General features: G+C 68.4%; 24 protein-coding genes and 1 pseudogene. 8 read left to right on the forward strand and 17 right to left on the reverse strand.

The features are described from left to right. The first annotated feature begins 16 nt into the window (after nucleotides 1-16). Both metH and ASF57_RS12925 read left to right on the forward strand, forming a co-directional pair. Nucleotides 17-3,769, forward strand: a complete 3,753-nt coding sequence (metH, locus tag ASF57_RS12920) for a methionine synthase (RefSeq protein ID WP_056483868.1) — start codon at nucleotides 17-19, stop codon at nucleotides 3,767-3,769. A gap of 143 nt (nucleotides 3,770-3,912) precedes the next feature. Then, entirely contained in the window at nucleotides 3,913-4,359 is a 447-nt protein-coding gene (locus tag ASF57_RS12925) for a hypothetical protein (RefSeq protein ID WP_056483871.1), read from the forward strand. Here the strand turns inward: ASF57_RS12925 and ASF57_RS12930 are convergent. Continuing rightward, nucleotides 4,356-4,571, reverse strand: coding sequence for a hypothetical protein (locus tag ASF57_RS12930; RefSeq protein ID WP_156376117.1), 216 nt, complete (start codon nucleotides 4,569-4,571; stop codon nucleotides 4,356-4,358). The genes ASF57_RS12925 and ASF57_RS12930 overlap by 4 nt on opposite strands. A gap of 214 nt (nucleotides 4,572-4,785) precedes the next feature. Here ASF57_RS12930 and fae point away from each other — a divergent pair, with 214 nt between their 5' ends. Continuing rightward, complete coding sequence (fae, locus tag ASF57_RS12935) at nucleotides 4,786-5,325, forward strand: formaldehyde-activating enzyme (protein ID WP_056179128.1); 540 nt, start codon at nucleotides 4,786-4,788, stop codon at nucleotides 5,323-5,325. Nucleotides 5,326-5,386: 61 nt separating this feature from the next. On the opposite strand, the gene ASF57_RS12940 is transcribed toward fae, so the two are convergent. The 3 genes from ASF57_RS12940 to ASF57_RS12950 all read right to left on the reverse strand — a co-directional run bounded on the left by ASF57_RS12940 (nucleotide 5,387) and on the right by ASF57_RS12950 (nucleotide 10,364). Further along, entirely contained in the window at nucleotides 5,387-5,851 is a 465-nt protein-coding gene (locus ASF57_RS12940) for a hypothetical protein (protein WP_056483877.1), read from the reverse strand. A gap of 38 nt (nucleotides 5,852-5,889) precedes the next feature. Continuing rightward, nucleotides 5,890-6,858, reverse strand: a complete 969-nt coding sequence (locus ASF57_RS12945; RefSeq protein ID WP_156376118.1) for a histidine kinase dimerization/phosphoacceptor domain -containing protein — start codon at nucleotides 6,856-6,858, stop codon at nucleotides 5,890-5,892. A gap of 167 nt (nucleotides 6,859-7,025) precedes the next feature. Continuing rightward, nucleotides 7,026-10,364 (reverse strand): error-prone DNA polymerase, encoded by a 3,339-nt coding sequence (locus tag ASF57_RS12950; RefSeq protein ID WP_056483883.1) that lies wholly within the window; start codon nucleotides 10,362-10,364, stop codon nucleotides 7,026-7,028. A gap of 168 nt (nucleotides 10,365-10,532) precedes the next feature. Between ASF57_RS12950 and ASF57_RS12955 the strand changes: the two genes are divergently transcribed. After that, on the forward strand, nucleotides 10,533-11,489 hold the full coding sequence (locus tag ASF57_RS12955) for a D-2-hydroxyacid dehydrogenase family protein (RefSeq protein ID WP_056483886.1): 957 nt from the start codon (nucleotides 10,533-10,535) through the stop codon (nucleotides 11,487-11,489). A 12-nt stretch (nucleotides 11,490-11,501) separates the two neighbouring features. On the opposite strand, the gene nudC is transcribed toward ASF57_RS12955, so the two are convergent. From nudC to ASF57_RS12990, 7 genes are all read right to left on the reverse strand, one after another. Beyond that, the gene (gene nudC, locus ASF57_RS12960) at nucleotides 11,502-12,407 is read right to left on the reverse strand and encodes an NAD(+) diphosphatase (RefSeq protein WP_056483889.1); all 906 of its coding nucleotides are present in this window, start codon (nucleotides 12,405-12,407) and stop codon (nucleotides 11,502-11,504) included. A gap of 4 nt (nucleotides 12,408-12,411) precedes the next feature. Then, nucleotides 12,412-12,828: an HIT domain-containing protein gene (locus ASF57_RS12965; protein ID WP_056483893.1), complete on the reverse strand. Its 417-nt coding sequence runs from the start codon at nucleotides 12,826-12,828 to the stop codon at nucleotides 12,412-12,414. A 46-nt stretch (nucleotides 12,829-12,874) separates the two neighbouring features. Beyond that, entirely contained in the window at nucleotides 12,875-13,654 is a 780-nt protein-coding gene (locus ASF57_RS12970) for a molybdopterin-dependent oxidoreductase (RefSeq protein ID WP_056483896.1), read from the reverse strand. Beyond that, nucleotides 13,654-14,292, reverse strand: coding sequence for a cytochrome b/b6 domain-containing protein (locus tag ASF57_RS12975; RefSeq protein ID WP_056483899.1), 639 nt, complete (start codon nucleotides 14,290-14,292; stop codon nucleotides 13,654-13,656). Before ASF57_RS12975 ends, ASF57_RS12970 begins: the two co-directional genes overlap by 1 nt. A 72-nt stretch (nucleotides 14,293-14,364) precedes the next feature. Further along, a complete protein-coding gene (locus ASF57_RS12980; RefSeq protein WP_056483902.1) occupies nucleotides 14,365-14,964 on the reverse strand; it encodes a hypothetical protein in 600 nt (199 codons plus the stop codon). A gap of 98 nt (nucleotides 14,965-15,062) precedes the next feature. Next, a complete protein-coding gene (locus ASF57_RS12985; RefSeq protein ID WP_056483906.1) occupies nucleotides 15,063-15,662 on the reverse strand; it encodes a hypothetical protein in 600 nt (199 codons plus the stop codon). A 93-nt stretch (nucleotides 15,663-15,755) separates the two neighbouring features. Continuing rightward, nucleotides 15,756-16,613, reverse strand: a complete 858-nt coding sequence (locus ASF57_RS12990) for a universal stress protein (RefSeq protein WP_056483910.1) — start codon at nucleotides 16,611-16,613, stop codon at nucleotides 15,756-15,758. 329 nt (nucleotides 16,614-16,942) lie between these two features. Here ASF57_RS12990 and ASF57_RS12995 point away from each other — a divergent pair, with 329 nt between their 5' ends. Further along, nucleotides 16,943-17,653 carry a DUF4142 domain-containing protein gene (locus tag ASF57_RS12995; RefSeq protein WP_056483914.1) on the forward strand — a complete coding sequence of 237 codons (711 nt, stop codon included), beginning with the start codon at nucleotides 16,943-16,945 and terminating at the stop codon, nucleotides 17,651-17,653. 119 nt (nucleotides 17,654-17,772) lie between these two features. Here the strand turns inward: ASF57_RS12995 and ASF57_RS13000 are convergent, their stop codons facing one another. The 3 genes and pseudogenes from ASF57_RS13000 to ASF57_RS13005 all read right to left on the reverse strand — a co-directional run bounded on the left by ASF57_RS13000 (nucleotide 17,773) and on the right by ASF57_RS13005 (nucleotide 19,838). Then, a complete protein-coding gene (locus ASF57_RS13000; protein WP_056484543.1) occupies nucleotides 17,773-18,444 on the reverse strand; it encodes a carbonic anhydrase in 672 nt (223 codons plus the stop codon). Between the two features lie 69 nt (nucleotides 18,445-18,513). Then, nucleotides 18,514-19,014 (reverse strand): annotated as a pseudogene (locus ASF57_RS24775) (NUDIX domain-containing protein); the annotation flags it as partial. A gap of 32 nt (nucleotides 19,015-19,046) precedes the next feature. Beyond that, the gene (locus ASF57_RS13005; protein WP_056483917.1) at nucleotides 19,047-19,838 is read right to left on the reverse strand and encodes a DUF429 domain-containing protein; all 792 of its coding nucleotides are present in this window, start codon (nucleotides 19,836-19,838) and stop codon (nucleotides 19,047-19,049) included. A gap of 102 nt (nucleotides 19,839-19,940) precedes the next feature. On the opposite strand from ASF57_RS13005, the gene ASF57_RS13010 reads away from it, so the two are divergent. Continuing rightward, the gene (locus ASF57_RS13010) at nucleotides 19,941-20,339 is read left to right on the forward strand and encodes a DUF3775 domain-containing protein (protein WP_056180025.1); all 399 of its coding nucleotides are present in this window, start codon (nucleotides 19,941-19,943) and stop codon (nucleotides 20,337-20,339) included. Between the two features lie 76 nt (nucleotides 20,340-20,415). Here ASF57_RS13010 and ASF57_RS13015 read toward each other — a convergent pair whose 3' ends face one another. Beyond that, the gene (locus ASF57_RS13015) at nucleotides 20,416-20,802 is read right to left on the reverse strand and encodes a hypothetical protein (RefSeq protein WP_056483920.1); all 387 of its coding nucleotides are present in this window, start codon (nucleotides 20,800-20,802) and stop codon (nucleotides 20,416-20,418) included. Nucleotides 20,803-21,142: 340 nt separating this feature from the next. On the opposite strand from ASF57_RS13015, the gene ASF57_RS13020 reads away from it, so the two are divergent. Next, nucleotides 21,143-21,802, forward strand: a complete 660-nt coding sequence (locus ASF57_RS13020; protein WP_056483923.1) for a transglutaminase-like cysteine peptidase — start codon at nucleotides 21,143-21,145, stop codon at nucleotides 21,800-21,802. A 94-nt stretch (nucleotides 21,803-21,896) separates the two neighbouring features. Then, on the forward strand, nucleotides 21,897-22,217 hold the full coding sequence (locus tag ASF57_RS13025) for a hypothetical protein (RefSeq protein WP_056179174.1): 321 nt from the start codon (nucleotides 21,897-21,899) through the stop codon (nucleotides 22,215-22,217). 17 nt (nucleotides 22,218-22,234) lie between these two features. On the opposite strand, the gene ASF57_RS13030 is transcribed toward ASF57_RS13025, so the two are convergent. Both ASF57_RS13030 and ASF57_RS13035 read right to left on the reverse strand, forming a co-directional pair. Further along, on the reverse strand, nucleotides 22,235-23,368 hold the full coding sequence (locus ASF57_RS13030; RefSeq protein WP_056483926.1) for an ABC transporter permease: 1,134 nt from the start codon (nucleotides 23,366-23,368) through the stop codon (nucleotides 22,235-22,237). A 37-nt stretch (nucleotides 23,369-23,405) separates the two neighbouring features. Then, a complete protein-coding gene (locus tag ASF57_RS13035) occupies nucleotides 23,406-23,846 on the reverse strand; it encodes a DUF4112 domain-containing protein (protein WP_056179180.1) in 441 nt (146 codons plus the stop codon). Nucleotides 23,847-23,930: the final 84 nt, after the last annotated feature.

A 23,930-nucleotide genomic window follows, 5' to 3' on the forward strand; every position in this document is an offset into this window, starting at 1 on the left:
GACGCGTGAGAAGCCCATGACCGACCTGCGCCCCGTTGACGGAAAAGAGATCGAAGCGGCCCTGCGTCAGCGGGCGGCGGAAAAAATCCTCGTCCTCGACGGGGCGATGGGCACGGTGATCCAGCGCCTCGGCTACGGCGAAGCGGATTTTCGCGGCACGCGCTTTCCCGATCACGGCCACGACCAGAAGGGCAACAACGACCTTCTGATCCTGACCCAGCCCGACGCGATCCGGCAGATCCACCTCGACTACTTCCTGGCCGGCGCCGACGTCTGCGAGACCAACACCTTCTCGGGCACCACCATTGCCCAGGCCGATTACGGCATGGAATCGATCATCCACGAGCTGAACGCCGAGGGCGCGCGCCTCGCCCGCGAGGCCGCCAAGCTCGCCGAAGAGCAGGACGGCCGCCGCCGCTTCGTGGCCGGCGCCATCGGCCCGACCAATCGCACCTTGTCGATCTCGCCGGACGTCAACAATCCGGGCTACCGGGCCGTGACCTTCGATGGGGTCAAGCAGGCCTATATCGAGCAGGTCCGCGGCCTGATGGATGGCGGCGCCGAGCTGATCCTGATTGAGACCATCTTCGACACCCTCAACGCCAAGGCGGCCGTGGCGGCGGCCTGGGCGGTGTTCGAGGAGCGGGACATGGTCCTGCCGATCATGATCTCGGGCACCATCACCGACCTGTCCGGCCGGACGCTCTCGGGCCAGACGCCGGAGGCGTTCTGGAATGCCCTGCGCCATGCCAGCCCGCTCACCATCGGGCTGAACTGCGCGCTCGGCGCCAAGGAGATGCGCGGCCACATCTCGGAACTGTCGCGCATCGCCGACACCCTGGTCTGCGCCTATCCGAATGCGGGCCTGCCCAATGAGTTCGGCCTCTACGACGAGAGCCCCGAGGCCATGGGCAAGCTGGTGGGCGAGTTCGCCACCGCCGGCCTCGTCAACATGGTCGGCGGCTGCTGCGGCACCACCCCGGATCACATCCGCGCCATCGCGCAGGCCGTGGAGGGCGTGAAGCCCCGTGCCATCCCCGAGGTGCCCCGCCTGATGCGCCTGTCGGGCCTGGAGCCGTTCACCCTGACGAAGGAGATCCCCTTCGTGAACGTCGGGGAGCGCACCAACGTCACCGGCTCGGCCAAGTTCAGGAAGCTGATCACCGCCGGCGATTACGCGGCGGCCCTCGACGTCGCCCGCGATCAGGTGGCGGCGGGCGCCAGCATCATCGACATCAACATGGACGAGGGCCTGCTCGATTCCGAGAAGGCGATGGTCGAGTTCCTCAACCTCGTCGCCGCCGAGCCCGACATCGCCCGCGTGCCGGTGATGATCGATTCCTCGAAGTTCCACGTCATCGAGGCCGGGCTTAAGTGCGTCCAGGGCAAGGCGATCGTGAACTCGATCTCCATGAAGGAGGGCGTCGAGAAGTTCATCAGCGACGCCAAGGTGTGCCGCTCCTACGGCGCCGCCGTGGTGGTGATGGCGTTCGACGAGCAGGGTCAGGCCGACAGCTACGAGCGCAAGGTCGAGATCTGCACCAAGGCCTACAAGGTCCTCACCGAGCAGATCGGCTTTCCGCCGGAAGACATCATCTTCGATCCGAACGTGTTCGCCGTCGCCACTGGCATCGAGGAGCATAACGGCTACGGCGTCGCCTTCATCGAGGCGACCAAGACTATCCGCGAGACCCTGCCCCACGCCCACATCTCGGGCGGCATCTCGAATCTCAGCTTCGCCTTCCGGGGCAACGAGCCGGTGCGCGAGGCCATGCACGCGGTGTTCCTGTATCACGCGATCCAGGTCGGCATGGACATGGGCATCGTGAATGCCGGCCAGCTCGCGATCTACGCCGAGCTTCCGGCCGAACTGCGCGAGCTCTGCGAGGACGTCGTCCTCAACCGCCGCGACGATTCCACCGACCGCCTGCTGGAGGCGGCCGAGCGCTTCAAGTCCGGCGGCGGCGTCCAGGCCAAGACCGCCGACCTGTCCTGGCGCGAGGCGCCGGTGCAGAAGCGCCTGGAGCACGCCCTGGTCAACGGCATCACCGAGTTCGTCGTCGCCGATACGGAGGAAGCCCGCCTCGGCGTCGAACGTCCGCTCCACGTCATCGAAGGGCCGCTGATGGCCGGCATGAACGTGGTCGGCGACCTGTTCGGCTCAGGCAAGATGTTCCTGCCGCAGGTGGTGAAGTCCGCCCGCGTGATGAAGCAGGCCGTGGCCTATCTCGAGCCGTTCATGGAGGCGGAGAAGCTCGCCAATGGCGGTGACGGCAAGCGCCAGGCCGCGGGCAAGATCCTGATGGCGACCGTGAAGGGCGACGTCCACGACATCGGCAAGAACATCGTCGGCGTCGTGCTGGCCTGCAACAACTACGAGATCATCGACCTCGGCGTGATGGTGCCGGCGGCCAAGATCCTCGACGTCGCGCGCAAGGAGAACGTCGACATCGTCGGTCTGTCCGGCCTCATCACCCCGTCGCTGGACGAGATGGTCCACGTCGCGGCCGAGATGGAGCGCGAAGGCTTCGACGTGCCGCTTCTCATCGGCGGCGCCACCACCAGCCGCGTCCACACGGCGGTGAAGATCCACCCCTCGTACAACCGGGGCCAGACCGTCTACGTCACCGATGCGAGCCGCGCCGTCGGCGTGGTCTCCAGCCTGCTCTCCAAGGAGACGCGGGACACCACCATCGCCAACATCCGGGCCGAGTACCGAAAGGTCTCGGACGCGCATGCGCGCTCCGAACTCGACAAGCAGCGCCTGCCGCTGGCCAAGGCTCGGGCCAACCCGTTCCGGATCGACTGGTCGGGCTACCAGCCCCGGAAGCCCAGCTTCACCGGCACGCGGGTCTACTCCTCCTACGAGGTCGCCGACCTCGTGCCCTACATCGACTGGACGCCGTTCCTGCAGACCTACGAGTTCAAGGGCCGCTACCCGGCGATCTTCGAGGACCCCAATCAGGGTCCGGCCGCCAAGGCGCTGTTCGACGACGCGCAGGAGATGCTGGCCCAGATCGTGTCCGAGCGCTGGTTCAACCCGAAGGCGGTCATCGGCTTCTGGCCGGCGAACGCGGTCGGCGACGACATCACCCTGTTCACCGGCGAGAGCCGGTCGGAGAAACTCGCGACCTTCTTCGGCCTGCGCCAGCAGCTGAGCAAGCGTGACGGGCGTGCCAACACCTGCCTGTCCGACTTCGTCGCCCCCGCCGAGACCGGCATCGCCGATTACGTCGGCGGCTTCGTGGTCACGGCCGGCCTGGAGGAGGTGCGTATCGCCGAGCGCTTCGAGCGGGCCAACGACGATTACCGCTCGATCCTGGTCAAGGCCCTGGCCGACCGCATCGCCGAGGCCCTGGCCGAGCGCATGCACGAGCGCGTGCGTCGCGAATTCTGGGGCTATGCCGCCGACGAGACGTATGCGCCGGAAGACCTCGTGCGCGAGGAATATGCCGGCATCCGTCCCGCCCCCGGTTATCCCTCGCAGCCCGATCACACCGAGAAGGTCACGCTGTTCGACCTGCTCAAGGCCGAGTCGCGCATCGGCGTGAAGCTCACCGAGTCCTACGCCATGTGGCCGGGCTCCTCGGTGTCGGGCCTCTACATCGCCCACCCGGACTCGCATTACTTCGGCGTCGCCAAGGTCGAGCGCGACCAGGTCGAGGATTATGCCGTGCGCAAGGGCATGGATGTGCGCGAGGTCGAGCGCTGGCTCGGCCCGATCCTCAACTACGATCCGGCCCGCTACCTCGCCGCCGCCGCGGAGTAGGGCGCCCGATCCCGTCCCGGAATCCGGGGCGGGATCGAATCACACCGGGATGTGGCCGGGCGAGGCTTGACCGTGGGCCCGCCTGCGCTTCAATGCCGGTCCGGCTCAACCATGGCCCGAGACCAGCGAAGGGCGCCTGAATCGTGTACCGGCTCACCGGCTCCCTCGTCGCCACCGTCGCGCTCGGGCTCATCGCCTCGGGCTGCACCGGCTTCGCCTATATCTCGAAGACCTATGTCAGCCTGACGCCCCAGGTCGTGACCATCGGCTGCAAGGACCCCTACGAGGTCTACGACCAGCGCCGGGTCCGCAAGATGCTGATCGTGTCCAACACCCTGCGCGAGACCACCGGTTGCGGCATCGACGATGCGTTCGTCGGCGGCGATCCGGGCCTGACCCGGGTCAAGCGCTTCCGCGAGGCGGCCCGGACCTACCTCAACGAGACGGCGCGCGAAGATTGCCGGATCAGCGGCGAGACCGTGTTCACCGACCTGCAGACCGAGTTCAGCTACACCTGCGCGGCGCCGATCGAGGCCCGCGACGCCAAGGTGCCGCGGCTGCCGGGCCGCAGCAACCGCGTTGGTCTCTAACCTTCGGCCGATCCGGGAGCGCGCGGAAACGTCCGCTCCATCGCGTCGCCGGAGGCTGCGAGCAGCGCGCGGGCCAGGGTGCGGGCCTCCTCCCGGTCGAGGGCCAGGATCGCCGTGACGGGCCGTCCGTCGAGGTCGGGCAGGCCGATCTCGATCCGCACCCCGTCCGGCGCGGCCGCCACCGCCACGCTCCAGTCCCGTTCCGTACTCATCGGGTTCACGCGCCTCTTCCCCGCCGTCGACTCTCCCGGTCGGCGGCGCTCCTGCATGACCGATCCCGCGGCGCGAGGCCAGGGGCGCGGTTAAGAGCATCCGGGCGGGAGAGATCGGGCGGCCTCGATTGACGCCGTGCCGCCCCCTGGTGTTTGTGCGCCCCGACGCGGCCCGAAGACCGGGTCCGAGCATCATTCGTTGGAGGAAGACCCCATGTCCGAGATCTGGTTCCGTACCGGGGAGGCCACCGTGCTCGCGGCGGAAGGGCAGTACACCGACGCGATGCCCGAGGTCCTGATCGGCTCCACCCGCGGCCCGGCCGGCCAGGCCTTCGCCGGCATGATGGGCCAGGTCCAGGGCCACACCCGGATGTTCGTGGTGCGCGACCTCAACCAGCTCGTGCGCCCGGCCACCATGATGACCACCAAGGCGACGATCCACACGGCCGCCTATGTCGAGCTTCTCGGCGGCGTGGTCCAGGCCGCCACCGGCGACGCGATCATCGACTGCGTGATCGAAGGCGTGCTGCCGAAGGACGGCCTCGACGACCTGTGCATGATCATCATGATCTGGCTCGACCCGCGCTGCGCCGACGACGCCAACCTCGACCAGAAGGACCTCTACCGCACCAATTACGAGGCGACGAAGCTCGCCATCGGCCGCGCCATGCGGGGTGAGCCCACCATCGACGAGCTCATCGCCAACCGGAAGACGGTGAAGCACTACGCCCTGGAAGACGTGATCGAGTACTGATCTGCGCTGGGATTGACGACGGGGTGCGGGTCTCGGCTGATCCGCGCCTCCCGAGGGGGGATCACCCCGGCGGAATCCGTCCCACCGAGCACAGGGTCCGGATCGAGCCGCTGGTGTCGGTGTAGCAGCTCGCCGACCATCCGTTCTGCTGGATGAAGGATTTGCGCCGCTCCTTGAGGGCGGTGGCATGCGCCGTGGCGATGGCCGCCTGGACCGCGCCGGCGCTCTCGCCGATCACGATCTCGGCCGCCAGGGCGAGGTCGGCGAAATAGGCCGCCGAGGGCGTCGGTTCGGCCGAGGCCGCCTGCACGATGGGCTCGGCCCGGCAGGTCAGGTCGAGCTTGAGTCCGCCGGGAACGCGGATGTCGATGCTGGGGCCGGTCCGCCGGCCGACCTTGCCGCCCATGGCGCCGGCGATGCGGCCGGCGAGGCCGTCGCAATCGTCGGCCCGCGCGGGGCCGGAACCGCCAAGACTCACGACGAGCCAGAACGCGCTGAGGAGCAGGGGGACGCTGGGCGGTCGCATGGCTGGGCTCCGGCTGTCCGGGACGGCGTGAGGGGCGTTCAAGCCGCGAAAGCGAGGCGGACCACGGTGCCGCCCGCATTGCTGTAATCGAGCTGCCCGCCGAGCTGCCCGGCGAGGCCCTGCGCGATGCGGAAGCCGAGGCTGCGGCTGGTCTCCGGGTCGAAGTTCACCGGCATGCCGCGCCCGTCATCCGCGATGGTCAGCTGCAGGCGCGCGGGATCGAGCCGTTCGATCTGGATCGTGATGGTGCCGCGCCGCCCGTCCGGGAAGGCGTGCTTCAGGGCGTTGGTCACCAACTCGACCACGAGCAGCGACAGGGTGGTGAGCTGGGACAGGTCGAGCCGCACCGGGGGCATGTCCACCAGGCAGACGATGTTCTGTGCCCCCGTGGCATCGAGGAGGTCGGCGCAGAGTTCCTTGAGGTACTGGCCGACCGGGCCCTCGATGCTGCTCGGATCGTAGAGGCGGCGGTGGATGCGCGAGATCGTCTCGAGCCGCACCCGAGCCTCGTCGAGGGCGGTCAGCGCCGCCTTCGGGTCGTCGCCGACCTTGCGCTTCTGCAGCGTCAGAAGGGCCGCCACGAACTGCATGTTGTTGGCGACCCGGTGCTGCAGCTCCTGGAACATGGTGCGCTGCTGCTCGTAGAGCCCCGCCGTCACCGCCTGCTCGGTGCGCAGCCGCTCGCCCGCCCGGTGCATGATGTGGATCAGCGCGATGTCGACCGTGACGATGAAGGCGTAGAAGGTCAGGGCCAGGGCGCTCGGCCCGTCGAGGATGAAGCCGGTGTCCGGCGGAATGAAGAAGTACCAGGCGGCCAGACCGCTCAGGATCGCGCAGGTGATGCCGGGCCGCAGGCCGAAGAAGAAGGTCGTCAGGATGACGGCCGGGAAGAAGGTCAGGTAGGGAAAGCCCGGCGGCAGCACGTCGTCGAGGGCGAAGCGCAGGGCCAGGGCCAGGGCCGAGGCAGCCAGTGCGGCGCCCTCGCCGAGCCAGACGCGCGCGCGCAGGCGCTCGGTCGCGTGGACGGCCTGCCAGCCTTTCCACCATGAGACCGGACTCTTTGAGGTGCGGGTCGAAAATTGGGGCAGCGTCGTCGTCTCTTTGGAATCGCACCAGATTTACTGGGGCCGGCGTCGGCTGACCAGCGGGCCGGGGCGACAGTCGTGATTTAGCCTCAATGGAAATCGCGGCTGCGGTAAATTCGTCGATCTTCGGGCGCCCCGAAATCCGTGGTCTCGGGCGGCAGGCGCAGGCCGCCCGCCCGCAGGTCGCGCAACGCCGGCGAGAGATCGCGGAAGCGCTCGGCCAGCAGGTGGACCACGAGGCCCTGGCGCTGCACCCGGCCCCGCACCGCGAGGAAGCGCCCCCCCATGGCGACGGCGCGGTTGGCCTCGAACACGTCGCGCCAGACGATGACGTTGGCGATGCCGGTCTCGTCCTCCAGGGTCAGGAACACCGTGCCGCGCGCCGTGCCCGGCCGCTGCCGGGTGAGCACGAGCCCCGCCACCGTGACCCGGGCGTTGTGGGCCACGCGGGTGGCGTCGTGGTGGTCGCGGGCCGGGATCGCGCCGATGCGGGCCAGGCGCTCCCGGAAGAACGCCACCGGGTGGCCCTTCAGCGACAGGCCGGTGGCGGCGTAATCCTCGGCCACGTGCTCGGAGGCCTCCAGGGCGGGCAGGGCCACGGCGGGCTCGGCCCGGAACAGCCCGTCATCGGCGTGGAAGGCGAAGAGCGGCATCGGCGTGTCGAGGAGGTGCGCCCGCCGGTCCCCGCCCGCCCGCAGGGCGGCCTTGCGGGCCGAGGTGCCCTCCAGGGTCCGCACCGCCCAGAGGGCGGCCCGCCGGTCGAGGTCGAGGGAGCGGAACGCATCCGCCTCCGCCAGCCGCTCCAGGGCGTTGCGGGGCAGCGCCAGGGCCGCCTGCAGGCCCTCGATGCTGGCGTAGCCATTGCCCCGCAGGGCGACGAGGCGGTGCATGGCGGCCTGCGGCACCCCGCTCACCTGGCGCAGGCCGAGGCGCACGGCGAAGCGCCGCTCGACACCGGGCGGCGGCGGCTCCGAGGCGGGCTCCAGGGTGCAGTCCCAGTCGCTGGCATTGACGTCGATGCCGCGCACCTCGACCCCGTGGGCGCGGGCGTCGCGCACCAGCTGCGCCGGCTGGTAGAAGCCCATCGGCTGGGAGTTCAGGATCGCCGCCAGGAAGACGTCCGGGTGCCGGCACTTCATCCAGGCCGAGGCGTAGACCAGCAGGGCGAAGCTCGCCGCGTGGCTCTCCGGGAAGCCGTAGGTGGAAAACCCCTCGATCTGCTTGAAGCAGCGCTCGGTGAAGTCGCGCGGATAGCCGCGGGCCACCATGCCCTCGACGAACTTGGTGCGGAAGTTCACGATCTGGCCGTTGTGCCGGAAGGTCGCCATGGCCCGGCGCAGGCCGTCGGCCTCGTGCGGCTCGAATCCGGCGGCCGTGATGGCGATCTGCATGGCGTGCTCCTGGAACAGGGGCACCCCGTAGGTCCGCCGGAGCACGCTCTCGAGTTCGTTGGCCGGCCCATGGTCGGGATGGGGCGAGGGGTACTCCACCGGCTCGATCCCCTGGCGCCGGCGCAGGTAGGGATGGACCATGTCGCCCTGGATCGGACCCGGCCGCACGATCGCGACCTGGACCACCAGATCGTAGAATTCCCGCGGCTTCAGGCGCGGCAGCATCGACATCTGCGCCCGGCTCTCGACCTGGAACACGCCGACCGAATCGGCCCGGGCCAGCATCGCGTAGGTGGCGGGGTCCTCGCGCGGCAGGTCGGCCAGCGTCGGGTAGTCGTGGCCGTACGCGCGCGCCAGGAAATCCACGCCCCGGCGCAGGCAGCTCAGCATGCCCAGCGCCAGCACGTCGACCTTCATCAGGCCGAGGACGTCGATGTCGTCCTTGTCCCACTCGATGAAGGTGCGGTCCGCCATGGCGCCGTTGCCCACCGGCACGGTCTCGTCCAGGCGCCCGCGCGTCAGCACGAAGCCGCCCACGTGCTGCGACAGGTGGCGCGGGAAGCCGATCAGCGCATGGGCGAGTTCCAGCGCCTGCCGGATCCGCGGATTGTCCGGGTCGAGCCCGGCCTGCCGGATATGCGCGTCCGGCAGATCCTTGCCCCAGGAGCCCCAGACCGTGTCGGCCATCACGCCGGTGATGTCGGGGGGCAGGCCGAGGACCTTGCCGACCTCCCGGATGGCGCTGCGCGGGCGGTAATGGATCACCGTGGCGCAGATCGCGGCCCGGTCGCGGCCGTAGCGGTCGTAGAGGTACTGGATCACCTCCTCGCGGCGCTCGTGCTCGAAATCCACGTCGATGTCGGGGGGCTCGGCCCGGTTTTCCGAGATGAAGCGGGCGAACAGCAGCCGGATCTCGGTGGGGTCGACCGCCGTGATGCCCAGGCAGTAGCAGACCACGGAATTGGCCGCCGAGCCGCGCCCCTGGCACAGGATGCCGCGCTTGCGCGCGAATTCGACGATGTCGAACAGGGTGAGGAAGTAGCGCGCGTAGTTCATCTTGTGGATCAGGCGCAGCTCGTCTTCGATCGTGTTCGTGATTTGTTCTGGAATGCCATCGGGATAGCGCCATTGGGCGCGCTTCATCACCTGATCTCTGAGGTAGGCCTGAGCGGTGAAGCCCGGCGGCACCGGCTCGTCGGGATATTCATAGGTCAGTTCGTCCAGGGAGAAGTCGCAGGTCTCGGCGATCTCGATCGTGCGGGCCAGGGCCTCGGGATGGTCGGCGAACAGGCGGGCCATCGCATCGGCGGGCCTCAGGTGCCTCTCGGCATTGGCCTCCAGGCGGTAGCCCGCCGCGTTCAGGGTGCAGCCCTCGCGAATGCAGGACACGACATCCTGCAGGGGGCGCCGGTCCGGGTGGTGGTAGAGCGCGTCCGAGACCGCCACCAGGGGCGCGCCGAGGCGGTCTCCCCAGACGGCGAGCTGCCCGAGCCGTCGTCGCTCGTCGCCGCGCCGGCGGTGGCTGCCCGCCAGGGTGACCCGGCCGGGGGCCTGGTCCGCCAGCAATGCCAGCCGCTCCAGGAACGGATGCGTGTCGTCGAGCTCCTTCCCCACAAGGTCTTCCGGGGGAATCGCGATCAGCATCTGCCCCGCGCTGGCCTCCAGAAGCTCCGGAAAACCGAACCGGCACTGGCCCTTCTCCGAGCGGCGGTTGCCCAGGGTCAGGAGCCGGCACAGGCGGCCATAGGCGGCCCGGTCCATCGGGTAGGCGACGACCTCGAAGCCGTCCTCGGTCACCAGCCGCACGCCCGGCAGGAAGCGGATGCCGGGTTCGCCGGCGGCCCGGCGCCGCTTCGCCTCGGCATGGCCCCGCACGATCCCCGCCAGGGTGTTGCGGTCGGCGATGCCGATGGCGTGCAGCCCGAGTTCGGCGGCCTGCCCCACCATCTCGCCGGGGGACGAAGCTCCGCGCAGGAACGAGAAGTTCGTGGTCACCGCGAGTTCGGCGTAGGCCGGCGGCCCGGATGTCGGCCCCATCTCGCTCGCTCCCTCCGCGTCGCCGAACCCGTCTCAAGCTTGAGAACGAATCGTGATCATATTCGATCCCGGGGGTGCCGGTTTCGGGCGCCGGAGTCAAAGCCCCGCCGCCCCCTGGCCAAGCGTTCCGCCGTGGCGTAGCCCCATCCTCCCCAGACAGGATGTCCCATGCTGACCTGCGCGATCCTCGACGACTACCAGGGCGTCGGCCCGACGATGGCGGATTGGTCAGGGCTGCTGGACCGCGTCAAACTCCGCGACCTCGACGCGACCTTCGAAATACGGGACGCGTTGGTCGATGCGATCCAGGACTGCGAGATCGTGGTGCTGATGCGCGAGCGCACGCCTTTTCCGGCCGACCTGTTCGCCCGGCTGCCGCGCCTGAAGCTCCTCGTCACCAGCGGTATGCGCAACGCCGCGATCGATCTCGCCGCCGCCCGCGCCCACGGCGTCACGGTCTGCGGCACCGCCAGTCACCCCGAACCGCCTGTGGAACTGACCTGGGCGCTGATTCTCGGCCTCGCCCGCCACCTCGTACCCGAGGTGCAGGCCCTGCGGAGCGGCGGACCGTGGCAGAGCAGCGTCGGCCGTGATCTCGCGGGTCGCCGCCTCGGCCTCCTGGGACTCGGCAAGACCGGCGCCCGCGTCGCCCGGATCGGGCAGGCCTTCGGCATGCGGGTCAGCGCCTGGAGCCAGAACCTCACGGCCGACCGGGCCGCGGCCGAGGGCGTCGCCCTGGCGCCCTCCCTGGAGGCGCTGCTGGAGGACAGCGACGTGGTCTCGATCCACCTCGTCCTCGGCGACCGCACCCGCGGCCTCGTCGACGCCGCGGCCTTGAGCCGGATGCGGCCTGACGCCTACCTCATCAACACGTCCCGGGCCGCGATCGTGGACGAGGCCGCGCTGATCGCCGCGTTGCGCGAGAACCGCATCGCCGGCGCCGGCCTCGACGTCTTCGAGACCGAGCCGCTGCCGCCGGATTCTCTCTGGCGTCGCCTGCCCAACGTCCTGGCGACGCCGCATCTCGGCTACGTCACAGAGCGCAACTATCGCACCTACTTCCCTGAAATCGTTGAGGATATTTCGGCTTATCTCGACGGTGCGCCGATCCGCGTCCTCGCGTGAACGGTCTCGGGTTCAGGCCCGCCCCTCGACGAAGGCCCGCACCAGCAGGTGGGCGATCGCCAGCGGGGGCGGCGCAGTCAGTCCCTCGGGATGGCGGCCGTCCAGCATGGCGGTGACGTCGGCCCGCGAGAACCAGCGCGCGTCGGCGAGTTCCTCCGGGTCGATTGTGATGATGTCGTCGAGGCTTTCGGCAACGCAGCCGATCATCAGCGAGGACGGGAAGGGCCAGGGCTGCGAGGCGTGGTAGCGTACGGCCCCGATGGTCAGGCCGACCTCCTCGAACGTCTCTCGCCGTACGGCATCCTCCACAGTCTCGCCGGGCTCCAGGAAACCGGCAAGGCAGGAATACATGCCCTCGTTGAAGCGCGGCGAGCGTCCGAGCAGGCAGGCATCGCCCCGGGTGATCAGCATGATCACCACGGGATCGGTGCGGGGGAAGTGGTGCGTGCCGCAGGCCGCGCATTCGCGGCGGTAGCCGCCGGCCGCGAGGGTCGTCGGGGTTCCGCAATTCGCGCAGAAGCCGTGGCGCGCATGCCAGCCGAGCAGGGACTTCGCCGTAGCGAGGAGCCCGAGTTCATGGGGGGCGATCCGGCCTTCGCCCGCGAGGCTGCGCAGGTCGTTGGTGCGGAACTCCGGATCGGCCTCGAGGCCCTCGGCCACCTCCGCCGGCACGGCGGCGGCGAAGACCGGGTGTCCATCGAGGCGGCCGAGGAACAGCGTCAGGCTGCGCGTGCCCAGACGAGTCGCCGTGTCCGGCGCCAAAAGCGCCGTCTCGCCCGCGAGCACGACGCGGTCCCCGGCCAGCACGACGATGCACGCACCGGGTGCGTCGAGGTCGGGAATCGCCGCCGCGCTCTCGGCCGAGTGGCGAACGAGGCGGCTGTGGACGTAGCCGAGCTGGGCCAGCGGGTCGCTCATCGCTTCAGGCCGCCGCGAACAGGGCGCCGATGCGCTCGATCATCTGGGCGCGGGCATGATGGGGGTAGGGGGTCGCGGTGCCGATGCCCCAGATGGGTTTCGGCCAGGCCGGATCGGAGTGGAAGCGCCCGATCACGTGGACATGCAACTGTGCCACCACGTTGCCGAGGGCGGCGACATTCACCTTGTCGGGCTTGGCCAGGGCCAGCATCACCCCGGTGGCGATCCGCATCTCGTCCATCAGGCTGCGGGCCTCCTCGGGCGCGAGATCCGTGATCTCGCTGGCGCCGGCCCGGCGCGGCACCAGGATCAACCAGGGAAAGCGGGCATCGTCCATGAGGAGGACGCTGCAGAGGGCGAGGTCGCCCACATGCACGGTGTCGGCAGCAAGCTGCGGGTCGAGGGCGAAGTCGGTATCCATGCCGTTGCGGTGTAGAGCGGAACCGTGGCCGATGCGAGGGCCGCCGTCAGATCCCGCTGAACCAATTGTAGCCCTGGTCCTCCCAATAGCCGCCTGGATAGTCGTTGGTGACGAAGATCGCCGCGATGTGCTTGGGACTCTTGAAGCCGAGCTTCGTCGGCACCCGGACGCGGAGCGGATAGCCATATTCGGGAGCCAGGGGCTGGCCGGCGAAGTCGAGGGCCAGGATCGTCTGCGGATGCAGGGCGCTCGGCATGTCAAGGCTGCCGTAATAGCGGTCGGCGCACTTGAAGCCGACATACTTCGCCGTGAGGTCGGCGCCGCTTCGCTCCAGGAAGCTCCGCAGCGGCACGCCGCTCCACTGGCCGATCTGGCTCCAGCCCTCGATGCAGATGTGGCGGGTGATCTGGCTCTCCTGCGGTAGGGCCCGCAGCTTCGCCAGCGTCCAGGGCGCCTTGTCGGCGACGAGGCCGGAAACCTCGAGCGTCCAGGTCGCCTCGTCGATCTCGGGAATGTTGTCCGGGGGGTAATAGGCGTTGAAGCGGAACGGCGTATCGATCATCGAGGCCGGGTAGGTGGGGGCCAGGGTCGCCGGGTCGAACAGCCATTGCTGGACCCGGTCGTTGGCCCGCGACATGGCCCAGAGCACCCGGTCGGCCAGGGTGCCGTTGCTTCCCGTGGAGAGGTCGCAGCCGGACAGGAGCGTCAGGGCGCCAACCGAGAGGCCGCCGCGCAGGAGCATGCGGCGCTCCAGACTGGCGAGTTCCGGGGCGATGTCCCTGCGCAGGGCCTTCAGCCGGGCGGCGGTATCGGGATCGCGGGTCATCAGCGGACGGTTTCCTCGGAGATGCGGGCACGACCGGTGATCATCGCCAGCAGCGTGCTCGGCACGACCACCACGAGGGCAAGATGCAGGAGGATGAAGGCGCCAAGACCCGCCATGGCGCCGAAATGGACTCGCCGGGCCCACTCGTACCCGCCGAACAGGTTCGCCAGGGTCTGCCACTGTACGGGCTTCCACAGGGCGCAGCCGGAGGCGACGAGGAGCAGGCCCAGCACGATGGCGATCAGGTAGGCGAGTCGCTGGACGGCGTTGTAGCGCCCGATCCGGTGGCTCAGTCGGAGCCGCAGGGCCGCCCGGGCGTCGCGCCAGACCGCGCCGGGGCTGAGGGGCAGGAAGGTGGTGGCGAAGTGCCGGGCGAGGACGCCGTAGGCCATGTAGGCCAGACCGTTCAGGGCGAAGAGCCACATCGCGGCGAAGTGCCAGGCGAGGGCGCCGCCGAGCCAGCCGCCAAGGGTTGCCCATTTCGGAAACACGAAGGGGAAGAACGGCGACGCGTTGTAGATCGCCCAGCCGCTGAACAGCATGCAGAACACCGCGGCCGCGTTGATCCAATGAGTGATCCGCACCACGAGGGGATGGATCACCACGAGGCGCGAGGGTGTTTCGGGGGCGATCGTCAACGGGACCTCAGCAGCTTAGGCCAATATCTCGGGCCGACCCCGCCGGGGGATGCCGGCGGGGCGAGGGAGCGATCACATCGACGGGACGGTGCCGTTGCGGCCGACGATCAGGACGGCAGCATTGAGCTTGCCGTCGGCGCCCGCCTTGGTGAAGGCCACGACCTTGGCGCCCGGCACCACGATGCTCTTCTCGCCCGGATCGACCAGGGTCACGGGCACGTCTTCCGGCACCATCACCTTCTTCTCGCCACCCTGGTACTTGACCAGCAGGGTGCGTCCCTCGGTGCCGGACAGGCTTCCGATGGCGCCGTTGGTCATGGTCGAATTGGAGCCGAGATCCCACGGATAGTGGCCATCGGCGGTCCCGCGGAGCGACGAGGCGAAGACCGTGACCTGCAGGGCCTTCTGGGTGCCGTCAGGCTGCGGGATGGCGGCGGTACCGATGTAGCTCTCCGACTTGATGTCGGACAGCTTGCCGGTGCTGGCGGCCAGGATCTTGGTGTCGTCTCCGAAGATCACGGTCTTGGTCTCACCCATCCGGGGCTTGATCGTCACCGTCGACCCCTCGACGGACTCGATCGTGCCGCGATAGCGCACCACATCGGCGGCGTGCGCTGGCGCGACGGCAAGCGCGAGGCCGAGCGTCAGGCCGGCCAGCAGCGTCTTCATCATGGCGTTTTCCCTGGTTGATCTTGGGCGGACGCTTTGCGTCCGCCGCCACCCGGCGGCTGCGGGTTTCTGCGAGGCTTTCGACCGAGCTGCAGCCCCGGTTACATCGGCGGAACGGTGCCGTTCTCGCCGACGATCATCCGGTCCGCCACCGCGACGCCGCCGGCATCCGCCTTGGTGAAGGCGACGACCCGGGCGCCCGGCTTGATCTTGCTGACATCGCCAGGCGCAAGCGCCACGACCGGCACGCCCTCCGGCACCGTGATAATCTTCTCGCCACCCTTGTAGGTCACCGTGATCGTCCGGTCGGTGGTTCCCGAGAGGGCGCCCACCGCGCCGTTGGTCATGGTGTTCTCCTTCTCGAGATCCCACGGATAGTGACCGTCACCGGTTCCACGCATGCTCGGTGCGAAGACCGCGACTTCGAGGGCCTTCAGGGTGCCGTCCGGCTGCGGCGTGGCCGCGGTCCCGATGTAGCTGTCCGGCTGAATGTCGCCGATCTTGGCGCTGTTGGCGGTCGCGACCCGGAGCGAGTCGCCGAGCTTCACCTGCACGGGGGCGCCGAGGCGCGGCTTGATGGTCACGCTCGCGCCGTCCACCGCCTCGATCGTGCCCCGGATACGGACCACGGGCGAATCGGCTCGGACCGGCAGACTGAAAGCGAGGCCGGACAGGGCGAGGGCGACGGTCAGCGACTTCATGCAGAGACTCCTGGCAACCGGCACCGGCCGGCGGTGGAGACGCTGCCTTCCCTTTGTCCAGCGCGCAAGTCAATTGCGCGCGACCCGGATGCGTCAGTGTGCCATCAGCATGGGAATGGCCGCGTGCGTCAGGAGATGGCTCGTCGGGCCACCGAAGATCATCTGGCGCAGCCGGCTCTGGGTATAGGCCCCCTTGATCAGAAGATCGCAGCCGAAGGCTTCGGCCTCCGCGAGATAGACCTCGCCCGGCGTGCGTCGTCCGGCCGAGTAGGCCCGGAAATCAGCGGAGATGCCCTCGCACGCGAGGGCGCGCGCAAGGTCCTCGGCTGTCGGGCCCGGGACCGTGCCGCCCTCGACGCTGATGACGCGGATGCGCTGGGCCTGACGGAGGAACGGCATGGCGAAGGCGACGGCCCGGGCGGTCTCGGTCGAGCCGTTCCAGGCGATCAGGATCGCATCCCCGAGGGTGGCTGGGGCGATCGGAGGGGCCAGCAGGATGGGCCGACCGCTCTCGAACAGGGCGGTCTCGAAGGTGGTCATCCGCGGAGCCCCGTCCTCGGTGCCGGGCCGACCCACCACCGTGGCGGTGAACAGGCGGGCATGTTGGCCGAGAAAACCGTCGCCGGCCGGCACGTCGGCCCGCCAGCGATAGCGTGGACCGGCGGCCAGAACCTCCGGATTGCACGGACCCTCGGGGGCCAGGGGAACACCGGCCTTGGTCATGAAGTCGATGAACTGGTTTCCGGCGCGCTCGGCCTCGACCTTGTCCGCCTCTTCGTCGCGCAGCCAGGTCATTCCCCCGACCATGTCGACGGGGACGTACTCCGCGAGGGCAGGGCGCAGGGACACGCCTTCGATGAGGCTGCCGAACCGCCGTGCGGTCAGGATGGCGGTCTCGAAGACGGAGGGCAGGGCATCGTGGAGGGCAACGGGAACGAGCAGGGTCTTCATCGCGGAGCCTTTCTCGCAACGGCACGAATGCCCGTTAGGCTAGTGCGAAACGCGATCTCGGAAAACTCCGATGGCATGACCACACAGGGTTTTCTCCATGGGATCCCATCTCCGGCGGGAAAACCGAGCATCTTAAGCTTACTTGCCGAAAAGCTTGACCGTTGGGAAGATCGACCTCGCTTGCGAAGCTGCCGAATAATCCAGTTCGAGACGGGAACTGAATTCATCTTGGGTCGTTGGCCCAGCAACCGTAGCCGGTCAGCGCTGCTCTATGCTTATACAATTCGTAGTGTGTGCTGCCGCTTCTGACTGTTCGCATTGAGGAACGCATGATCAAGAAGACTTTCGCTCTCACGGCTGTCATGGCTGCTCTGTCCGCACCGGCCTTCGCGCAGGGTATGCAGGGTGACTTCCGCATGGAGGCCATGCAGGCCAACGCCTTCGAGATTCAGTCGAGCCAGATCGCACTCAACAAGAGCCGGAATCCGCAGGTTCTGCGCTTCGCCCGCGAGGCGATCCGCGATCACCGCGCCGCCAACGTGGCGCTGGCCGGCGGCGAAGGCAATTACGCGGCCGCCCGCAGCAACGAGGGGCTTGGCGGTCTGGTCACGGCACCGCTCGCCGTGGCCGGTGGTGCCGTCGGTGCGGCGACCGGCATTGCGACCGGTGTGGTCGGCGGTACCCTGAGCGGCGGACCGGTCGGGGGCGTGGAGGGGATCGGAAGCGGTGCGGCTCGCGGTGCCGCCGCCGGTAGCCGTGTCTTCACCGGCGACGTCGATACGACAGCCGGGACCACCCTCGTCCAACCGAACCCGCAGCAGCAGGCGATGCTCTCCGAGCTGTCGCAGACTCCGGCAGGCCCGCGCTTCGACCGTCTCTACGGTAGCATGCAGGTCCAGTCGCACGAGATGACGATCGGCATGCTCCGTTCCTACGCCGCCTCGGGCCCGAACCCCGCTCTGCGCGCCCATGCCGAGCAGGCCCTTCCAGTTCTGCAGTCGCATTACCAGATGGCCCAGCGCCTGCCGGGCGCCCGCTGAACCAGCGGATCTTCAGCTCCGGGACGCGGTTTCCCGGTGAATGACCTGGAAAAAAAGGACGTCGAGCCCCGGGGCTCGACGTCTTTTTTCGTATTCGCCAGGGTGGCTGGCGGGTCCTGTCAGGACTGGAAGCAGCCAATCAGCGAGGTCGGGCTGAGGCTGCGCCCCTCGCGGTCGATCGCGGGCTTGAAGACGCCGGTATCCGGATCGCGCAGCAGCAATTCACCGCGCGCGATGCCAAAATGGGCTCCGTGCAGGGCCAGCCGCCCACTCATCACCCGACTGCGCACGAACGGGAAGGTCATCAGGTTTTCGAGGCTCTGCGCGACCATCGCGTATTCGAGCCGGGTCAGGTAGTCCGGCCCGCTCTGATCGCCGGCTTTCTCGGCGGCCGCACCGACGAGCGACACCCACTTGCCGATGAAATCGCCCTTTGAAAGCGGTGCCGAGGGGTTGGCGTAGGCTTTGATGCCGCCGCAGCTGGCATGCCCCAGCACCACGATGTGCTTCACCTCCAGCCCCTGCACGGCGAACTCGATCGCCGCAGAGGTGCCGTGAAAATCACCGCCGGTTTCGCAGGGCGGCACGATGTTGGCGACGTTGCGGATGACGAAGAGTTCGCCCGGTCCGGTATCGAAGATCACTTCCGGCGAGACGCGGCTGTCACAGCAGCTGATCATCAGCACTTCCGGGCTCTGGCCCTGCGCCAGCTTGGCGTAGCGCTTGGCTTCGTCGGGGAGCCGTCCGTCAATGAAGGAGCGGTAGCCGGATTTGAGCGTCTCTGGGAACATGCGGGAATCCTCTGTTGGCGTGTCGGTGGAGGGCTGGCCTTCATGGGGCGTGCCGGATGAGGGTGATTGCCAGGCAAGGGCAACGGGAGGGGCCGGCATCCGCCCGGCGACGACGTCCCGGGCGACCTGCGCGAGGCCGGCCGGTTCGATCCGCTCGGCGGTGGATTCCAGTTCGTCGAGGGTCCACCAGCGGGTTCCGAGCACCGGATTGTCCTCGGTCTCGGCGAGGCGGCTCGTGTCCACGGTGGCATCGGGCAGGCGGACGACGAAGTAGCGCTCGCGTGCGAAGCGCGGGGTCTTGAACAGGTGGAACGGGCCATCGCAGGATGCGACCTGGGGGCCGATCGCGGAATCGGTCAGGCCAATCTCTTCCGAAAGCTCGCGCCGGCAGGCTTCGACATGCGTCTCACCCGGCTCAAGCCCGCCGCCGGGCATGAACCAGAAGGTGCGTGCCTCGGGCGCGGCGGGATCGATCGGGCGCACCGCTTCGTACGCGATCAGTAGAAGGCGGTCATCGGGATCGAACACCAAGGCTCGGGCGATGTCGCGAACCGGAAGGTTCGGCGTCACGGAGGAGTCCTGCGTCACGATCAACTCCTTGGTTATTCGCTGTCCTTTCCCGCTTTACCAGGGAAATCCAAAGGAGCCAGGGGCGTACCCGTTGGAACGGCCGGCATCCAGATCACGATCGGCAGATCGCGATCGTCTCGTCCTGGCGGATCGGGCAGGGGGATGGCCCGGTTGTCCAGAAGATCGCGGGCCACGACGAGGCCTGCCAGCGCGTCGAGATGATCGTCGGCACCGACACCGGGCGGACGGGCGGCGATCAGGCCTTCCGGAAGGCCCGCAGTGGCCAGCAAGGCTCGACGTTCGGCCAAGCCCTGCTGGCGCCCCGGTCCCTTCTTTCCAGCCGCCAGGCCCCGCCCGCCGTTGAGCCGGCGGAACGCGATCTCGGGATGGACCTCGTGCAGGCGTATGCCCAGTTCGGGCCGGCGATCGAGCAGTGCATCGACCTCACGGATATACGGCAGGATGTTCCAGCACTGGATCGAGGGCGCGAAGGGCGGCGTGCTGTTCGAGCGGGACAGGGCCTTGGCCTCCGCGTAGGTCGCTGCGTAGACCGCGCACCGGGCCGGCACCGGAAAGACGCTGGCGCGACGCGATCCGAGCATGGCCCGGGCGGCCCGGTCGGCAACGCGTCCGCCGGCGACGACGTGGGTGTCCAGGCCGATCGGAATATCGATCCCGACGCAAAGCGGCGCTTCGGGGGCGTCGAGAAGGTCGGCGACTTGGTCAAAACGCGCGGCGCGGTAGCGCGCCGGGTCGTCGAGATCGAGAAGGACACCGGCCCAAGCCCCGCGGCAGCCGTCGAGGCCGCCGATCCAGCGCGTCATCGGAGCGACCCTGGATACGACCACGCGAACCGGATCGAGCTTGGCCCGTTGTCGCTGCTCAAGGCCGCCGCTGCCGGCGACCGCCGAAACAGGACTGCTTTCATGGACATCGCCGTCGACAAGGTCACCGAGATCATCCTGCGGGTTCGGGCCATCGATGTGAAGGAAGGGCCGACTGACCCCGATTCCGGTTCCAATCCCATCGATGACGGCGCCACCGACGTGCTCGTGTCCGGCACCGACGATGCGACCGAAGAGGAGCTGAGCGCCATGATCGGCGCCCTCAACGATGACGAGCGCGCCGACCTGCTCGCCCTTCTCTACATCGGGCGTGGCGACATGGAGCCGGAGGAATGGGCCGACGCGGTCCGGTTCGCCCGCGAGCGCGAAGCGGCCGGGGAGGGCGCCGCCCACGAGATCCTGGGCATCCCCAACGCGGGCGATCTCCTCGACGAGGGACTCGCCAATCTGGGGATCACGCCGGACCTGCCACAGGCCTGACGACGAAACAGCCGCGCCGGTCCCGCATCAGCGAGACCGGCCCTAGCCCGAGCAGACGTCCGGGACCTGCAGCGTTTCACGGCTGGCAGGGCAATGCCAGGGCGGTATCGGCGACGAAACCGGCCGTCTCACGCAGGCTTTGCAGCTGCCTCGCATCGAGCGAAACCGCCTCGGCCTCGCGATGGAGTCGGTCGTTGCAGGCACAGGTGGGGATTTCCCCGCGCGGCGGCGAACAGATGTCGTGATGCATGCAGGCGAGATCGAGGGCGTCGATCGGGGGCCTTGGACTCCGATTGCCCGGTCCGCAGTAATTTCCATGGATCAACAGGGTGCCCCGCGCCGGGTCGATGTAGGGCAGGTCCTGGGCCGACACGGGCATCGAGAGCCCGGCCGAGAGGACCGCAGCGAGCGCGAGCGGCGCCACCTGCTGGCGACCGGCCCGAACAGCGTGATCTGGGTCCATCGTCGAAGCCTCGTCTTCGTGATCCACCACCCTCCGTCGAGAAAATGGAGCCGTGGCCCGCGGTGACAAGCGACCGTGGCGTTTCCCACTGGGAACCGCCACCGACCGACCCTAAGCGTCGCCTCTGGGATTCTGCCCGGACGACTTGCTCGCTCATCTCAGCCGAATGCGCCGGCCTGTCGCGGACGGCGAACCGCAACCGCGAACCGTTGGGGCGCCGGTCGAGGGTGCCGTTACCCCCATCATCCACACCGTTAACCTTTTCTTAACCCGCCGATTGTCGTGCAACGCCGGCCGTGGGACATTCGTTAACAGAAGCTTAACGAGGCCAAGGGTGGTCATGCGGTACGGGTTTTCCCAGCGTTTCTCGGCCCGGACGGTCCGCCGTGCTGCCATCGGCGCCGCCACCCTGTTGGCCGGCCTGCTCGCCGGCTCCGGCGCCGGTGCACAGACCCTGGCTTCGCTGCCGACCGTTCCGAGCGCCATCAGCGCCGGTGTCCAGACCCGTCCCATCGCCGCCTGGGTCGATTTCTGCGCGACCTATGCCGGCGAATGCGCCGTAAACACCGTCGAGCCGACCCAGATCACCCTGACGGCGGCGGTCTGGAGCGCCATCGTCGCGGTCAACCGCCGGGTGAACAAGTCTCTGGTGGCCGTCACTGACATGGATCACCTCCATGTCGCCGACCGGTGGGACCTGGCCGAGGACGGCTCCGGCGACTGCGAGGATTTCCAACTCCTCAAGCGCAAGCTCCTGGCCGAGATGGGCCTACCGCGCCGCGCCATGCGGATGACCGTGGTCATCGACGAGAAGGGCGAGGGCCACGCCGTGCTCACCCTCATCACCGACCGAGGCGACATCATTCTCGACAACAAGACGAGTGCGATCCTGCCCTGGCGCCAGACCGGCTACACCTTCATCAAGCGTGAGAGCCAAGATACCGTCGCCTGGGTGTCCCTCGGTCGGGCCATGTCGCCAGTCACCACCGCCAACCGCTGAGTGGTCCCGGTTCGGGATTGTGGACAACGCGATCCTTTAACTCGCGGTTAAGCGTGGTCACGCGAGGGTGCGCCCGTTCGGGAAGCCCCGCCTCATGACGATCCGCCCCACCGCGCTCCTGCTTCTCCTGATGATGTCGTCCGCCGTGGCGCAGGATGGTGCGGCCGTGCCCGATCGCCATGCCGCGTGGCGTTCGTGCCTGCAGCGAAACTTTGCCCTCCAGGCCGCGATCGCCAGCCGCATCATCGCGGCGGATGCTGCGCTGCGGACCTGCCGACAAAGCGAGCAGGCCTATCTCGCCGCTCTGTCTGTCTCACCGTTGGTCGACGGTGACGACGTCGCCCGCGTCCGCCCGGCCCTGCTCCTGCGCGCCAAGGACTGGCTTCTCGACGGCGGACGCCAGCGCCCGCTCTGACGGCCCACGCGCAGATCTCAGCGGAAAGATTTCCGCGGGTCGAAGGCATCCCGCACGGCCTCGCCGGCGAACACCAGCAGGCTCAGCATCACCGCCACGACGAAGAAGCCGGTCAGGCCGAGCCAGGGCGCCTGTATGTTGTCCTTGCCCTGCGCCAGCAACTCTCCGAGCGACGCAGAGCCGGGGGGGAGCCCGAAGCCGAGGAAGTCGAGCGACGTCAGCGTCCCGATTGATCCGTTGAGGATGAAGGGCAGGAAGGTCAGCGTCGCCACCATCGCGTTGGGCAGCAGGTGCCGGCTCATGATGCGGATGTTCGACAGCCCAAGGGCCCGTGCGGCGCGAACGTACTCGAAGTTGCGGGCTCGCAGAAATTCCGCGCGCACGACGCCCACGAGGGACACCCACGAGAACAACAGCAGGATACCCAGCAGGATGAAGAAGCCAGGCTCGATGAAGGCCGAGATGATGATGATGAGGTAGAGGGTCGGAATTCCGCTCCACACCTCGATGAACCGTTGCAGCGCCAGATCGACCCAGCCGCCGAAATAACCTTGGACCGCTCCCGCAACGACGCCGATCGCCGAGGAGATCAGGGCCAGGATCAGCCCGAACAGCACCGAGATGCGAAAGCCGTAGATGATGCGGGCCAGCACGTCGCGAGTGGTGTTGTCGGTGCCGAGCCAGTGCGTCTCGAGTTCGGAGCACGACTTCCCGACATTCTGGCACTGGGCCTCCGTCAGCATCCAGGTCGGCGGCGACGGGGAGGGGGTCGGCAAGCCGTCGATGATGGTGTCGTAGGAATAGGGGATCGGGGGCCAGATCGCCCAGCCGTGATCGGCGATCTCCTTGCGGGTCTCGGCCGAGCGGTAGTTCGGGCGGGCATAGAACCCACCGAACTTCTCGTCCGGATAGTCGATCAGGACCGGGAACAGGATCTCGCCCTTGTAGGAGACCACCAAAGGGCGATCGTTCGCGATGAACTCTGCAAACAGGCTGGTCACGAACAGGGCGGAGAAAATCAGGAAGGACCAGTAGCCAAGCCGATTGCGTCGGAAATTGGCGAGCCGTCGCCGATTGAGCGGCGACAGACCGCGGGGCGGCAGCGGCAGGGCGACGGCCTGAGTCCTCTCGGGTCGCGCGACCTCGTTCATCGGGCGCCCCGTTTGCTGCCGCTCACCGAGAGGCCGCTCAGCCGTCGATGCGCGTCGCCGTGCCCTCGATCTCGTTCGGGCGCAGACCGCCATGGCGCTCGAGATGGCGGCGCAGCAGGCGGACGTTGCGGCGATTGGCCTTGAAGGCCGCGTCGAACAGGTCTCCGGCCAGGGGCACCGCTCCGAGCGCTCCATCGGCCGCGATGTTCAGCGCCATCCGGGCGATTAGCCAGCGCGGGGCCCCGAGGCGACGCGCTTCCACCACGATGTAGGAGGCCAGCAGCATCCCGGCCACATCGCCGACCACGGGAACCAGTCCGACCAGGGCGTCGATGCCCACGCGCCGGTTGAGGCCCGGGATCACGAAGGCGGAATCCATCAGGTGCGCGAACGCCTCCAGGCGCAGCAGCGTCGCCTCCCGATCGTCCGCCTTGGCGCGAAAGCGGGTCGTGGCACCGGCGGTCTGAGTGAAGTCCATGGTCGGGCTCCGGGCGATGCGCGGCGTTGTCATGAACGGTGATGTGGCCCCGGCGTCGCACGCCCGCAAGCGCCGTCTGCACGA

The sequence above is a fragment of the Methylobacterium sp. Leaf117 genome, assembly GCF_001422985.1.
In the GTDB taxonomy this organism is placed as follows: domain Bacteria; phylum Pseudomonadota; class Alphaproteobacteria; order Rhizobiales; family Beijerinckiaceae; genus Methylobacterium.

What these genes read in the sequence shown, in the direction of transcription:
- metH (WP_056483868.1), top strand. Translation starts at nt 17, where the DNA reads ATGACCGACCTGCGCCCCGTTGACGGAAAAGAGATCGAAGCGGCCCTG.
- ASF57_RS12930 (WP_156376117.1), bottom strand. Translation starts at nt 4,571, where the DNA reads ATGAGTACGGAACGGGACTGGAGCGTGGCGGTGGCGGCCGCGCCGGAC.
- fae (WP_056179128.1), top strand. Translation starts at nt 4,786, where the DNA reads ATGTCCGAGATCTGGTTCCGTACCGGGGAGGCCACCGTGCTCGCGGCG.
- ASF57_RS12940 (WP_056483877.1), bottom strand. Translation starts at nt 5,851, where the DNA reads ATGCGACCGCCCAGCGTCCCCCTGCTCCTCAGCGCGTTCTGGCTCGTC.
- ASF57_RS12950 (WP_056483883.1), bottom strand. Translation starts at nt 10,364, where the DNA reads ATGGGGCCGACATCCGGGCCGCCGGCCTACGCCGAACTCGCGGTGACC.
- ASF57_RS12955 (WP_056483886.1), top strand. Translation starts at nt 10,533, where the DNA reads ATGCTGACCTGCGCGATCCTCGACGACTACCAGGGCGTCGGCCCGACG.
- nudC (WP_056483889.1), bottom strand. Translation starts at nt 12,407, where the DNA reads ATGAGCGACCCGCTGGCCCAGCTCGGCTACGTCCACAGCCGCCTCGTT.
- ASF57_RS12965 (WP_056483893.1), bottom strand. Translation starts at nt 12,828, where the DNA reads ATGGATACCGACTTCGCCCTCGACCCGCAGCTTGCTGCCGACACCGTG.
- ASF57_RS12970 (WP_056483896.1), bottom strand. Translation starts at nt 13,654, where the DNA reads ATGACCCGCGATCCCGATACCGCCGCCCGGCTGAAGGCCCTGCGCAGG.
- ASF57_RS12980 (WP_056483902.1), bottom strand. Translation starts at nt 14,964, where the DNA reads ATGATGAAGACGCTGCTGGCCGGCCTGACGCTCGGCCTCGCGCTTGCC.
- ASF57_RS12985 (WP_056483906.1), bottom strand. Translation starts at nt 15,662, where the DNA reads ATGAAGTCGCTGACCGTCGCCCTCGCCCTGTCCGGCCTCGCTTTCAGT.
- ASF57_RS12990 (WP_056483910.1), bottom strand. Translation starts at nt 16,613, where the DNA reads ATGAAGACCCTGCTCGTTCCCGTTGCCCTCCACGATGCCCTGCCCTCC.
- ASF57_RS12995 (WP_056483914.1), top strand. Translation starts at nt 16,943, where the DNA reads ATGATCAAGAAGACTTTCGCTCTCACGGCTGTCATGGCTGCTCTGTCC.
- ASF57_RS13000 (WP_056484543.1), bottom strand. Translation starts at nt 18,444, where the DNA reads ATGTTCCCAGAGACGCTCAAATCCGGCTACCGCTCCTTCATTGACGGA.
- ASF57_RS13005 (WP_056483917.1), bottom strand. Translation starts at nt 19,838, where the DNA reads ATGACGCGCTGGATCGGCGGCCTCGACGGCTGCCGCGGGGCTTGGGCC.
- ASF57_RS13010 (WP_056180025.1), top strand. Translation starts at nt 19,941, where the DNA reads ATGGACATCGCCGTCGACAAGGTCACCGAGATCATCCTGCGGGTTCGG.
- ASF57_RS13015 (WP_056483920.1), bottom strand. Translation starts at nt 20,802, where the DNA reads ATGGACCCAGATCACGCTGTTCGGGCCGGTCGCCAGCAGGTGGCGCCG.
- ASF57_RS13020 (WP_056483923.1), top strand. Translation starts at nt 21,143, where the DNA reads ATGCGGTACGGGTTTTCCCAGCGTTTCTCGGCCCGGACGGTCCGCCGT.
- ASF57_RS13025 (WP_056179174.1), top strand. Translation starts at nt 21,897, where the DNA reads ATGACGATCCGCCCCACCGCGCTCCTGCTTCTCCTGATGATGTCGTCC.
- ASF57_RS13030 (WP_056483926.1), bottom strand. Translation starts at nt 23,368, where the DNA reads ATGAACGAGGTCGCGCGACCCGAGAGGACTCAGGCCGTCGCCCTGCCG.
- ASF57_RS13035 (WP_056179180.1), bottom strand. Translation starts at nt 23,846, where the DNA reads ATGGACTTCACTCAGACCGCCGGTGCCACGACCCGCTTTCGCGCCAAG.